Genomic DNA, 12,249 nt, shown 5'->3' on the forward strand with positions numbered 1-12,249 from the left:
TTGCCGTGTCTGTGATCAGACGGCGGTGCCGCCGATGGTCATGGCGTTGATCCTCAGCGTCGGCTGGCCGACGCCGACCGGCACACCCTGTCCCTGCTTGCCGCAGGTGCCGATGCCGGGGTCGAGGGCCATGTCGTTGCCGATGGCGCTGATCCGGGTCAGCGCGTCCGGGCCGTTGCCGATCAGCATCGCACCCTTGACCGGCGCACCGATGCGTCCGTTCTCGACCCGGTAAGCCTCGGTGCAGGAAAAGACGAACTTGCCCGAGGTGATGTCGACCTGGCCGCCGCCGAAGGAAACGGCGTAGATGCCGTCCTTGACGCCTTCCAGGATCTCGCCGGGGTCGCTTTCGCCGCCCAGCATGATCGTGTTGGTCATGCGCGGCATGGGGATGTGGGCGAAGGACTGGCGCCGGCCATTGCCGGTGGACTGCGTGCCCATCAGGCGGGCATTCTGCCGGTCCTGCATGTAGCCGGTGAGAATGCCGTCCTCGATCAGCACCGTGCGGCCGGTCGGCGTTCCCTCGTCGTCGATGGTCAGCGACCCGCGCCGGCCGCCGATGGTGCCGTCGTCGACGATGGTGACGCCCTTCGAGGCGACGCGCTGGCCCATCAGACCGGCGAAGGCCGAGGTCTTCTTGCGGTTGAAGTCGCCTTCCAGCCCGTGCCCGACCGCCTCGTGCAGCAGGATGCCGGGCCAGCCGGCCCCCAGCACCACGTCGAAGCTGCCGGCCGGGGCGGGCACCGCCTCCAGATTGACCAGTGCCTGCCGCAAGGCCTCGTCGACGGCGCCCTTCCAGCTCTCCTCGGTGACGAAGGCATCGACCATGTCGCGGCCTCCGAACCCGTGCGAGCCGCTCTCCTGGCGCGATCCCTCGCCGGCGACGACGGAGACGCCGAAACGAACGAGCGGGCGGATGTCGCGGACCCGGTGGCCGTCGGCGCGCAGGATGTCGACCACCTGCCAGGAGGTGGCGAGCGAGACGCTCACCTGGCGGACCTTGGGATCGCGGGCCCTTGCATAGGCATCGATCGTCTGCAGCAGTTCGACCTTGTCGGCGAAGGCGGGGGTTTGCAGCGGATTGGCATCGCCGTAAAGCCGCGCATTGGTGCGCCGCGGAGCGGCGGCGTAGGTTCCCGAATGCCCGGAGGTGACGGCGGAGACCGCGTCCGCGGCGCGCTTCAAGGCCGCTTCCGAGATATCGCCGGAATGCGCGTAGCCGGCCGCCTCGCCGGCGACGGCGCGCAGGCCGAAGCCTTGCGTCGTGTCGTAATTGGCGCCCTTCAGCCGGCCATTGTCGAAGACGAGGCTTTCCGACTGCCGGTACTCAAGGAAGAGCTCGCCGTCATCGGCACGGGCAAGCGCTGCGCCGACAATGGCGCGCGCCCGGTCTTCGGACAGGCCGGTGCCGGAAAGAAGGTCGGTTGCCGTGTCGGTCATCGATTCGCTTCCTTCGGGACAGTCGCGATCGCCGCGACATCGCGGCCGTGTTGATTGCGCAGGAGCCCCCGCATCAGGGCAGGGCGGCGAATCCCTCGGAGAAGCCGTTCAGCGAGATCGGAATGCCGATGCCCTCCTCGGGCGTCTGGAAGATGACGAAGGTGGCGGCCTGTCCGGTCTGCATCTTGTTCACCAGGTCGTCCTGCATCACCACCTCGACGATGCACCCGTTCGGCAGGCAGCGAACGAAGCCGGCCCGCCCGACATCCGCGTTGTCGACCCTCAGGCCAAGCCCCATCGGCAACAGCACGCCGAGCGGTGCAAGCACCCTGAGCAAACGCGAGTTCTTGTCGGCCGTCTTCAACACGATCACCGAGAGGCCGACATTCTCGCGGTCGTCCGCGGTGACGTTCTGGATGAGCGCGCATTGCTCTTCCTGGGCGCCGGCCGGCGTGTCGCACCGCATCTGCCAGTCGCCATGGACCGAGCGGACCGCGCCTTGCGCATGCGCCAGCGGCGCCGCCATGATCTGGGCAAGGACGGCAAGCACGGCGGCGATGCGGAAACTCATCGGCTTGGTGAAAACTGGCACGGTCAGAACTCCGTTGGTTCGCGGCAATCGGTCGATCGGCGACAGCACCGCCGCGGTCAGGTGGCGCGGCGCCGGAACTTCGCCGCGTCGCCGGCGAGTGTCGCCTGATTCGCGGTTCGTCGCGCATGCAGAGCTTTGTCGACCCTTGAAAAGCCGATTTCAAGGCGAAAGGCACCGCAACGGCCCGCTTTCCCGCATGGCGAAGACGCCGAACCACCTTTTCGGGAACACGCGGGAGGGGATGGCAGGATTGAGCCGGAATTTGGGCATTGCCGCAACTCGTGCATTGCGCTACGTGGCGGCTTATGGTTTTTCATCCCGACTTTGACGTCGATCAAGCGGTCTTGCGGCGTTTTGACGCCCCTTTCTGTCATGTCGTCATGCGATAAGCTAGAAAACGACTGGCAGCGCGAGACGGCTTTCGCGAGACGGGCACGGCGACAGCGCCGCAAGAATTGGGTAATAGACCTCCGGCATGGATCTCCGGGGGTCAGGAAGGGAGCACGGACGTGACAGGACTGGTCAAGCGTCTGACGACGATCGCGGCGGCGGCACTGGCCCCGCTGGGCTTTGCAGGCGCGGCATCGGCCGCGCAGCCGGAACCGTGGCAGATGGGCTTTCAGCCGGCTGTGACGGAAGTCATGGAAGACATCACCTGGTTCAGCGACTTCACGCTGGTGATCATCACCGTGATCACCCTGTTCGTCCTCGGCCTGCTCCTGTGGTGCATCTTCCGCTTCAACTCGAAGGCCAATCCGACGCCCTCGCGCACCTCCCACAACACCGTCATCGAGGTGGTGTGGACGCTGGTGCCGATCCTCGTCCTGGTGGCGATCTCGATCCCGTCCTTCCGCCTGCTCTACAAGCAGCTGGAAATTCCCGCTTATGACATGACGGTCAAGGCGACCGGCCTTCAGTGGGCCTGGACCTACGACTATACGGACGAAGGCATGGAGGGCGTTTCGCTGTCCTCCTACATGCTCGACAACGAGGGCCGCGCCGAAAAGGCCGACCGCTACGGTCGCCCGGCCGAGGAATATCCCCGCCTGCTCGCCGTTGACTACGAGATGGTTGTCCCGGTCAACAAGACGGTCCGCGTTCAGGTCACAGCCGCCGACGTGCTGCATTCCTTCGCCATGCCGGCCTTCGGCGTGAAGATGGATGCCGTTCCCGGCCGTCTCAACGAGACCTGGTTCCGGGCCGAGAAGACCGGCATCTATTACGGCCAGTGTTCGGAGCTGTGCGGCAAGGATCACGCCTTCATGCCGATCGCCATCCGGGTGGTCGAGCAGGAACTCTATGACGCCTGGGCGGAAGCGGCGAAGACCGATGTCGATGCGGCCAACGACCAGCTGATGGCGGCGCTCGGCAAGCCGGCGAGCACCGCCGGTGCGGCAACCGGCACGCTCGACGTCGCCGCCCGCTGACAAAATCAAGCAAGGCGCGGGCGGTGATGCCCGCGCGACCCGGGCGGGAGAGGGCCGATGGCCGCGATCCCGGACCCGTTCGAAAATCTCAAACGAGGGAGCTGGAAGATGGCCTATGCTGCGCACGCGCAAGGCGACCATGACCATCCTACCGGATGGACGCGCTGGGTCTATTCGACCAACCACAAGGATATCGGCGTTCTCTACCTGATCTTCGCGATCATCGCCGGCATCATCGGCGGCGCGCTCAGCGTCGGCATTCGCCTGGAGCTTCACGAGCCGGGCATGCAGTATTTCTCCGATCCGCACACCTTCAACGTGTTCACGACCTCGCACGGCCTGATCATGATCTTCTTCATGGTCATGCCGGCGCTGATCGGCGGCTTCGCCAACTTCTTCGTGCCGATCATGATCGGCGCGCCGGACATGGCGTTCCCGCGGATGAACAACATCTCCTTCTGGCTGCTTCCCCCGGCCTTCCTGCTGCTGCTGCTTTCGCTCTTCGTCGAGGGGCCTCCGGGCGGCAACGGCGTCGGCGGCGGCTGGACGATCTACCCGCCGCTGTCGACTTCCGGCCAGCCCGGACCGGCGATGGATCTCGCGATCCTGTCGCTGCACGTGGCCGGCGCCTCGTCGATCCTCGGCGCGATCAACTTCATCACCACGATCTTCAACATGCGCGCGCCGGGCATGACGCTGCACAAGATGCCGCTCTTTGCCTGGTCCGTGCTGGTGACGGCCTTCCTGCTGGTCCTGTCGCTCCCGGTTCTCGCCGGCGGCATCACCATGCTCCTGACCGACCGCAACTTCGGCACGACCTTCTTCGATCCGGCCGGCGGCGGTGACCCGATCCTGTTCCAGCACCTGTTCTGGTTCTTCGGCCACCCGGAAGTGTACATCCTGATCCTGCCGGCCTTCGGCATCGTCAGCCACATCATCTCGACCTTCGCCCGCAAGCCGATCTTCGGCTATCTGGGCATGGCCTACGCCATGGTCGCGATCGGCGTGGTCGGCTTCATCGTCTGGGCCCACCACATGTACACGGTCGGCCTCGACGTCGACACGCAGGCCTATTTCGTCGCCGCCACGATGGTGATCGCGGTGCCGACGGGCGTGAAGATCTTCTCCTGGATCGCCACCATGTGGCAGGGTTCGATCTCCTTCCGCACTCCGATGCTGTGGGCGGTCGGGTTCATCTTCCTGTTCACCGTCGGCGGCGTGACGGGCGTCCAGCTCGCCAATGCCGGTCTCGACCGGTCCATGCACGACACCTACTACGTGGTCGCGCATTTCCACTACGTGCTGTCGCTGGGCGCGGTGTTCGGCATCTTCGGTGCCTGGTACTACTGGTTCCCGAAAATGTTCGGCTACATGTACAACGAGACCATCGGCAAGGCCCATTTCTGGATCACCTTCATCGGCGTGAATCTCGTCTTCTTCCCGCAGCATTTCCTCGGGATGGCCGGCATGCCGCGTCGCTATGTCGATTATCCGGATGCGCTGGCGGGCTGGAACTCGGTCTCGTCCTGGGGCTCCTACATCTCGGCCTTCGCCGTGCTGGTGTTCCTGGCTGGTATCGTCGAGGCCTTCGCCAAGAAGCGCCAGGCTGCCGACAATCCGTGGGGCGAGGGTGCGACGACGCTGGAGTGGACCCTGTCCTCGCCGCCGCCGTACCACCAGTTCGAGACCCTGCCGCGCATCAAGTAGGCGCGCGCAAGCAGAAACGGGACGCCACGCCGGTTCGCCGGCGCGGTGTCCCGAAATTCGACCCGGTCCGGGTTTCCCGGATCACCGCAAGGACCAGACATGTCGCTCGCAGAACTCCAGGACCGCAGCCTTGACGACGCCACCGCCTTCGGCGGGCAGGGCGATGTCGGCGATTACCTGGCGCTGCTCAAGCCGCGCGTCATGTCGCTGGTGATCTTCACCGCGCTGGTTGGCCTGCTGATCGCGCCCGGCTCGCTCCATCCGGTCCTGGGGGCTGTCGCGATCCTGTGTATCGCGGTGGGCGCGGGCGCGTCCGGCGCGCTCAACATGTGGTACGACGCGGATATCGACGCGGTCATGTCGCGGACCGTGAAGCGCCCGATCCCGGCCGGCAAGGTGACCCGCGAGGAGGCGCTTGCCTTCGGCCTGACGCTCTCCGCCTTTTCGGTCGTCGTGCTGGGGCTCGCCGTCAACTGGCTGGCGGCCGGGCTGCTCGCCTTCACGATCTTCTTCTACGCGGTCGTCTACACGATGTGGCTGAAGCGCTCGACGCCGCAGAACATCGTCATCGGCGGGGCCGCCGGCGCCTTTCCCCCGATGATCGGCTGGGCCGCCGTGACCGGGTCGGTGACGCTGGAAAGCACCGTCCTGTTCCTCATCATCTTCATGTGGACGCCGCCGCATTTCTGGGCGTTGGCGCTGTTCAAGCGCGGCGACTACGAGGCGGCGCGCATTCCGATGCTGCCGGTCGTCGCCGGCGAGGATGCGACGCGCACCCAGATCCTCGTCTATTCGCTGCTGCTCGCCCCGATCGGCGTCGCGCCGGCACTGCTCGGCTTCGCGTCCGCCTTCTACGGCGTGGCCGCCGCCATTCTCGGCGCCGCCTTCGTCTGGTACGCGCTTCGTGTCTACACGGTGCGGGAGGGCGAGCCCGCCCGCAAGGCGGCCGTGCGCCTCTTCACCTTCTCGCTGGTCTATCTGTTCCTGGTCTTCGCGTTGCTGCTCGGTGACAGCCTCGTCGGCCGGTTTGCCCCGGGAGGCTGGCTGTGAGCGACGACGGAATTCGCCCGACCGAAGACCAGAAGCGCCGACAGCGTGGCCGGTCGGTCGCCATCGGCCTGGCGCTGGCCGGGCTGGTGCTGCTCTTCTACGTGATCACGCTGGTCAAGATGGGACCTGGCGTGTTCGACCGGTCGCTTTGAGGAAAGGGAGGTGCATCGCATGACGCGTGAAACCGGATCCCGCGATACCGACCCGGCAGCCGGCTCGGCACGGCTGTCGCGCTCCAACCGCCGGGTGGCCGTGGCCGTTCTCGGTGGGGTCATGGCGATGACCGGCGCGGCCTATGCAGCGGTGCCGCTCTACGAACTGTTTTGCCAGGTGACGGGTTACGGCGGCACGACGCAGCGCGCCGACGCGCCGACCGGCACGATCATCGATCGCAAGATCACCGTGCGTTTCGACGGGAACGTCAATTCCGACCTGCCCTGGGACTTCAAGCCGAAGCAGCGCACGGTCACGCTGCGCATGGGCGAGAGCACGCAGGTCGCCTATGTCGCGACGAACCGCGGCGGCGACGGGACGATCGGAACCTCCGTGTTCAACGTCACGCCCTTCGCGGCGGGGTCCTATTTCAACAAGATCGAGTGCTTCTGCTTCACCGAGCAGCCGCTGAAGGCGGGTGAATCCGTCGAGATGCCGGTGGTGTTCTTCGTCGATCCGGCCATGGACGAGGACGAGCAGCTGAAGCACATCAAGGAGATCACGCTCTCCTATACCTTCTTCCCTGTGAAGGGAGCCGAAACGCCGGTCGCGGCCGCACCCGCCACGCCGGACGCCAACGACCGCATGTAGATGCCTGATTTCTAGATGCCTGACTTCCGCCCGCGGGCGGCATGAGAGAAAACCGGGGGAGAGTACCCATGGCGCACGCCAAGAACCACGATTACCATCTTGTCGATCCGAGCCCGTGGCCGTTCCTCGGCGGCATCGGCGCCTTCCTCATGGCGCTCGGCGCCGTCGGCCTGTTCCGCTACACACGCGGCGGCGAGTTCCTCCTGTTCGGCGTCGATCTCGCCGGCTGGGGCATCTTCGCCGTCGGCACGCTGGTCGTCCTCTACGTGATGTTCGGCTGGTGGCGCGACACTATCCGCGAATCCATCGCCGGCGACCACACGCCTGTCGTGCAGCTGCACCTGCGTTACGGGATGCTGCTGTTCATCGCCTCGGAAGTGATGTTCTTCGCCGCCTGGTTCTGGGCCTTCTTCGACGCCTCGCTGTTCCCCAACGACGCGGCGCAGTTCGCCCGGGTCGAGGCGACCGGCGGCGTCTGGCCGCCGGCCGGCATCGAGACCTTCGATCCCTGGCACCTGCCGCTGCTCAACACGCTGATCCTGCTGACCTCCGGCACGACGGTGACCTGGGCGCATCACGCGCTGCTGCATGACGACCGCGAGGGCCTGAAGTGGGGCCTGACGCTGACCGTGGTGCTCGGCGTGCTGTTCTCCTTCGTCCAGGCCTACGAGTACAGCCACGCGGCTTTCGGCTTCTCCGGCTCGATCTACGGCGCGACCTTCTTCATGGCGACCGGTTTCCACGGCTTCCATGTCATCGTCGGCACGATCTTCCTGCTGATCTGCCTGATCCGCGCCTCGATCGGCCAGTTCACCCCGCAGAAGCATTTCGGCTTCGAGGCGGCGGCCTGGTACTGGCACTTCGTCGATGTGGTCTGGCTGTTCCTGTTCGTGTCGATCTACATCTGGGCGGCCGGTTCCGCGCATTGATCGTCATGAGGATGTGGTGCCGGATCGCGGCATCCGTCCTGGTCTTCCTGTCCGCGGCGGCCGCACCCGCCGCGGACAGTTTCGTTGAGGGTGGAGCGTCCCGGGCCGGGCGCGTGGAGGTCCGCAAAGCCGCCCGCCTGTTGCTGCTGCTCGACCGGGACGGCTCAGAACTCAGGCGCTACACGGTGGCGCTTGGCGGCGATCCGCAGGGAGACAAGCGCCGGGAGGGCGACAGCCGCACGCCCGAGGGGCGCTATGTCGTCGACTGGCGCAATCCGGACAGCGCCTACCATCTGTCGCTGCATGTCTCCTATCCTGATGAGCGGGACCGCGCCGAGGCCGCCGCGCGCGGGGAGGATCCGGGCGGCATGATCATGATCCATGGCATGCGCAACGGATTTGGCTGGCTCGGCACCCTGCATCAATATGTCGACTGGACGGATGGCTGCATCGCCGTCACCAATGACGAGATCGAGGAGATCTGGCGGCTCGTGCCGAACGGCACGCCGATCGACATCCTTCCCTGAAGCTCCGCTGCTCCGGCACCGGGCCGGAGCGTGAACCCCGCGCCGGGAGCGCTGCAGATGACCGATCCCGCCGATCATGCCGATACCGCCAACCACCGGCCGCATGCCGACCGGGCCCACTATCCGCCGCAGGACGCCATGCGCACCGGGCTCGCGGGTCGCTGCCCGCGCTGCGGCCAGGGGCGGCTCTTCAAGGGCTTCCTCGCGACGCGCCCGGCCTGCTCGAATTGCGGTCTGTCATTCGACTTCGCCGACAGCGGCGACGGCCCGGCGGTGTTCATCATCATGATCGTCGGTTTCATCGTCGTCGGGCTCGTGCTGGCTGTCGAAATGACGTTTCGCCCGCCGATCTGGCTTCATATGGTCCTCTGGCTGCCGCTCACGGTGATCCTTGGTCTCGGCATGCTGCGCCCCCTGAAGGGGCTGATGATCGCCCAGCAGTACCGCCACAGCGCCCGGGAGGGACGTGTTGACGAGTGAAACGGCACAAGGTTGGGGGCGCAGGCTGCTCTGGCCGGCCGTCGCAACGGCCATCGCTTTCGCCATCCTGATGGCGCTCGGCACCTGGCAGGTGGAGCGGCTGCAATGGAAGCTTCAGCTGATCGAGCGTGTCGAACAGCGTCCGGGTCTGGCGCCGGTCGAGCTGCCGCCCACGGATGAATGGCCGCTCATGACCGAAGAGGCATGGGACTACCGGCCGGTGACGGTGACGGGTCGTTTCCTGCCCGCCGAGGCCTATTACTATCTCTCGCTCGGCAAGCCGAATGGCCTGCACGCGGGACCGGGATACTTCGTCTATGCTCCGTTCGAGATCGAAGGCGGGGGCGTCGTCATGGTCAATCGGGGTTTTGTGCCCGAGCCCATGCGGCAGCCGGAAACCCGCCCGGAGAGCGCCGCTCCGCAAGGCACGGTCACGCTGACCGGCCTCTGGCGCCGTGACGAGCGCGGCAACATGCTCACCGTCGAGCCGGACAGGGCGAAAAACATCTGGTTCGTCCGAGAGGCTCCGAAGATGGCGGCCTCGCTTGGCGTCACGGATGTCGCAATCGCTCCGTTCACCATCGACCTGGTCGCCCGCCACACGCCGCCCGGAGGATTGCCGCAGGCCGGCGAGACGATCATGACTTTCACCAACAACCACCTGCAATACGTGGTGACGTGGTACGGGCTCGGGGCGGCGCTGATCGTCGTGTTCATCGTCTTTGCGCGCGGCGAAAGGCGCAAGGCGCGGGACTGACCGGCGGGTGGATGTGAAAACGGCCGCCCCGTTGCCGGAGCGACCGCGAGTTCATGCCGCTTGTCTGCGACCGGTCAGAGCGCCGACAGGATCGCCGCCGCGCCGGAGACCTCGGCCTTGCCGGGCATGTCCTCGACATTCAGCGCCGCGACCGTACCGTCCTTGACGATCATCGCGTAGCGCTTCGAGCGCACGCCCATGCCGAAGCCCGAGGCGTCGAGCTCCATGCCGATCGCCTTGGCGAACTCGGCGCTGCCGTCGGCGAGAAAGGTGACCTTGCCGCCCGCGCCGCTGGCCTTGGCCCAGGCATCCATGACGAAGACGTCGTTGACGGAAACCACCGCGATCTCGTCGACACCCTTGCCGAGGATCGTGTCGGCATGCTCGACGAAGCCGGGCAGGTGGTTGTTGTGGCAGGTCGGCGTGAAGGCGCCGGGAACGGCGAAGAGAACGACGGTCCGTCCCCCGAACAGGTCGGCGCTGGAGCGTTCCGCCGGGCCGTCGGCGGTCATGGTCTTGAACTTGGTGTCGGGCAGCTTGTCGCCCACCTGGATGGTCATCGTGGAAGGTCTCCCGGGTCTGGGTCTTTTGGAATCCGGATCTTGCGAGAAGCGCAAGGCGCGCGGACACGAAAGCCCGCGCGACTGACATAGGGTTTCAGATGGCGCGCGTCGAGCGGCAATCGCGCGAAAGGCGGACTTGTTGCTGCCGGACCAGGCCGAGCGAACCTAGCCAGGGGGTGGAGCGGCGACATCGACCTGGTGTTCGACGGCATTGCCGTCGACGACGAGCACCAGCGAAAGTGGTCGGCTGCCGTCCTTTGCCTTCTGCAGGCCCTGCATCGGCAGCGAGAAGACGGCAACGTCGCCCTGCCGGGAGACGAGCTTCGGCACGCCGTTATAGGAGCCGGGCGCCCCCTCGGCGTAAAGGGCGAGATCGCCGGCGCCGGCCGGCAGCTCGACGGAGATCGCGAGCTTGCCTTCGGTCTTTTTGCCGCCTTCGGAGGTCTCCGCCACTTCCGACAGATGGACGGACGCAATACGCGGCGGCGCCTCGCCCTGGGGTCGGGGCAGGGTCAGCCGCGACGAGGCAATCGCCATGCGCGCGGCGAAATCCGACCCGGTCGCATTCAGCGGAAGCTCGAACCGGGCCTCGCCCGGCACGCAGATTTCGCGGCAGACCCCGAAAACGAGATGCACCCGCAGCGTTGCCTTCCCCTCTGCGCTCCCGTCTGTCTTCCCGGCCTCCAGGTCGATCGGCAGCACGACCTCGTCCCGGTAGACGATCGAGGTCGAATAGGGATCGGAATAGGTCTCGGGCGGGGGGAAACGCAGGCGCGCGCCCTCGATACCGGTCGAGCCGGCGAAATCCGCCGTTGTCGGGATGCCGGCCTCGCCCGGAAAGCGCCAATAGGTGTGCCAGCCCGGATCCAGGCGTATCTGGATGGCCGCGTCGCCGACCGGGGAGGCGTCCTGCGCGCCGGACGCGATCACCCGCACATGCGCTCCCGCGACATTCTGCCATTCCGTCTCGGCCGCCGGAGCAATGGCCGGGCAGAGGAGAAGGGCGATGAGAACGGCAGGCAGGGCAGGGTGCCGGGCGACTGCCAATGGCGCGCGCCTGGACCTTGAATGCAGCACCATGTGATCCTCGTCAGGTTGATCGGGCGGTTGCCAGTGATGACGCAAAGAAATGCGCCGGTCCACAGCCGGCGCGGCACAACTGCGTGATCGAAACACCGGCAGCAGTTAACATGAGGCCGCCGCCGTCGTAGACTGGCTGAACGAATTCACGCATTGCCGCAAGCCGATGCGGCCATGCGAGGAGCGATTGGGAGGGGCGGGGAGCCGGGGGCGGCATCGACACGTTTCGTTTTCGGGACGTTTCATGGAGACGACTGGCATGCAGGATGATGACGCGTTCGATGTTTCGCTGGCAGGCCAGCTTCTCATTGCCATGCCGCAGATGGCGGACGAGCGCTTTGCCCATTCGGTGATCTACCTTTGCGCCCATTCCGCGGAAGGGGCCATGGGCATCGTGCTCAACCAGCGGGCGCCGAGCCTCACCTTTCCCGACCTGTTGCGCCAGCTCGACATCATCGCCGAGGAGGGCGACATCCGCTTGCCCGGCCCTGCGAACCGGATGCAGGTACATCGCGGCGGGCCGGTCGAGACCGGGCGGGGCTTCGTCCTGCATTCCGGCGACTTCGTCATCGCCAATTCGACCATGCCGATCCAGGACGGCATCTGCCTCACCGCGACGCTCGACATCCTGCGTGCCATCGCGGAAGGGCGCGGTCCGAACCAGGCAATGCTGGCTCTCGGCTATGCCGGCTGGGGAGCAGGGCAGCTGGAGACGGAAATACAGGAAAACGGGTGGATCACGGGACCGGCCGACGCGGCGATCATTTTCGATGCGCCGCTGGATAGCAGGTGGGACCGCGCCTTCGCCAAGATCGGGATCGATCCGGGAAGGCTGTCGAGCGAGGCAGGCCACGCCTGAGGCCTGTTCCTCGCCCGTTGTGGCGCCGTCTCGC

14 protein-coding genes are annotated in these 12,249 nt (G+C 66.2%); 10 read left to right on the plus strand and 4 right to left on the minus strand.

The window, feature by feature from the left end; genetic code table 11:
* Positions 1-15: 15 nt before the first annotated feature.
* Both tldD and ACQY46_RS08410 read right to left on the minus strand, forming a co-directional pair.
* Complete coding sequence (tldD, locus tag ACQY46_RS08405; RefSeq protein ID WP_428699796.1) at positions 16-1,440, minus strand: metalloprotease TldD; 1,425 nt, start codon at positions 1,438-1,440, stop codon at positions 16-18.
* 73 nt (positions 1,441-1,513) lie between these two features.
* Positions 1,514-2,011 (minus strand): invasion associated locus B family protein, encoded by a 498-nt coding sequence (locus ACQY46_RS08410; RefSeq protein WP_428700443.1) that lies wholly within the window; start codon positions 2,009-2,011, stop codon positions 1,514-1,516.
* Between the two features lie 530 nt (positions 2,012-2,541).
* On the opposite strand from ACQY46_RS08410, the gene coxB reads away from it, so the two are divergent.
* The 9 genes from coxB to ACQY46_RS08455 all read left to right on the plus strand — a co-directional run bounded on the left by coxB (position 2,542) and on the right by ACQY46_RS08455 (position 9,713).
* Positions 2,542-3,459 carry a cytochrome c oxidase subunit II gene (gene coxB / locus ACQY46_RS08415; RefSeq protein ID WP_428699797.1) on the plus strand — a complete coding sequence of 306 codons (918 nt, stop codon included), beginning with the start codon at positions 2,542-2,544 and terminating at the stop codon, positions 3,457-3,459.
* Between the two features lie 108 nt (positions 3,460-3,567).
* Positions 3,568-5,166 carry a cytochrome c oxidase subunit I gene (gene ctaD / locus ACQY46_RS08420; protein ID WP_428699798.1) on the plus strand — a complete coding sequence of 533 codons (1,599 nt, stop codon included), beginning with the start codon at positions 3,568-3,570 and terminating at the stop codon, positions 5,164-5,166.
* A 99-nt stretch (positions 5,167-5,265) separates the two neighbouring features.
* Complete coding sequence (locus tag ACQY46_RS08425; protein ID WP_428699799.1) at positions 5,266-6,216, plus strand: heme o synthase; 951 nt, start codon at positions 5,266-5,268, stop codon at positions 6,214-6,216.
* Positions 6,213-6,368 carry a hypothetical protein gene (locus tag ACQY46_RS08430; protein ID WP_428699800.1) on the plus strand — a complete coding sequence of 52 codons (156 nt, stop codon included), beginning with the start codon at positions 6,213-6,215 and terminating at the stop codon, positions 6,366-6,368. Before ACQY46_RS08425 ends, ACQY46_RS08430 begins: the two co-directional genes overlap by 4 nt.
* Positions 6,369-6,387: 19 nt before the next feature.
* Positions 6,388-7,020 (plus strand): cytochrome c oxidase assembly protein, encoded by a 633-nt coding sequence (locus ACQY46_RS08435; protein ID WP_428699801.1) that lies wholly within the window; start codon positions 6,388-6,390, stop codon positions 7,018-7,020.
* Positions 7,021-7,088: 68 nt separating this feature from the next.
* Positions 7,089-7,949 (plus strand): cytochrome c oxidase subunit 3, encoded by an 861-nt coding sequence (locus tag ACQY46_RS08440; protein ID WP_428699802.1) that lies wholly within the window; start codon positions 7,089-7,091, stop codon positions 7,947-7,949.
* Positions 7,950-8,062: 113 nt separating this feature from the next.
* Entirely contained in the window at positions 8,063-8,476 is a 414-nt protein-coding gene (locus ACQY46_RS08445) for a L,D-transpeptidase family protein (RefSeq protein ID WP_428699803.1), read from the plus strand.
* Between the two features lie 57 nt (positions 8,477-8,533).
* Entirely contained in the window at positions 8,534-8,956 is a 423-nt protein-coding gene (locus ACQY46_RS08450; RefSeq protein WP_428699804.1) for a DUF983 domain-containing protein, read from the plus strand.
* Positions 8,946-9,713: an SURF1 family protein gene (locus ACQY46_RS08455; RefSeq protein ID WP_428699805.1), complete on the plus strand. Its 768-nt coding sequence runs from the start codon at positions 8,946-8,948 to the stop codon at positions 9,711-9,713. The genes ACQY46_RS08450 and ACQY46_RS08455 overlap by 11 nt, the downstream gene beginning before the upstream one ends.
* Positions 9,714-9,787: 74 nt before the next feature.
* On the opposite strand, the gene ACQY46_RS08460 is transcribed toward ACQY46_RS08455, so the two are convergent.
* Both ACQY46_RS08460 and ACQY46_RS08465 read right to left on the minus strand, forming a co-directional pair.
* Positions 9,788-10,273 carry a peroxiredoxin gene (locus ACQY46_RS08460; RefSeq protein ID WP_428699806.1) on the minus strand — a complete coding sequence of 162 codons (486 nt, stop codon included), beginning with the start codon at positions 10,271-10,273 and terminating at the stop codon, positions 9,788-9,790.
* Positions 10,274-10,441: 168 nt separating this feature from the next.
* On the minus strand, positions 10,442-11,323 hold the full coding sequence (locus ACQY46_RS08465; RefSeq protein ID WP_428699807.1) for a protein-disulfide reductase DsbD domain-containing protein: 882 nt from the start codon (positions 11,321-11,323) through the stop codon (positions 10,442-10,444).
* Between the two features lie 292 nt (positions 11,324-11,615).
* Between ACQY46_RS08465 and ACQY46_RS08470 the strand changes: the two genes are divergently transcribed.
* The gene (locus ACQY46_RS08470) at positions 11,616-12,215 is read left to right on the plus strand and encodes a YqgE/AlgH family protein (RefSeq protein WP_428699808.1); all 600 of its coding nucleotides are present in this window, start codon (positions 11,616-11,618) and stop codon (positions 12,213-12,215) included.
* Positions 12,216-12,249 lie beyond the last annotated feature (34 nt).

Origin of the sequence: Stappia sp. (genome assembly GCF_965276915.1) — a bacterium.
Lineage (GTDB): Bacteria > Pseudomonadota > Alphaproteobacteria > Rhizobiales > Stappiaceae > Stappia.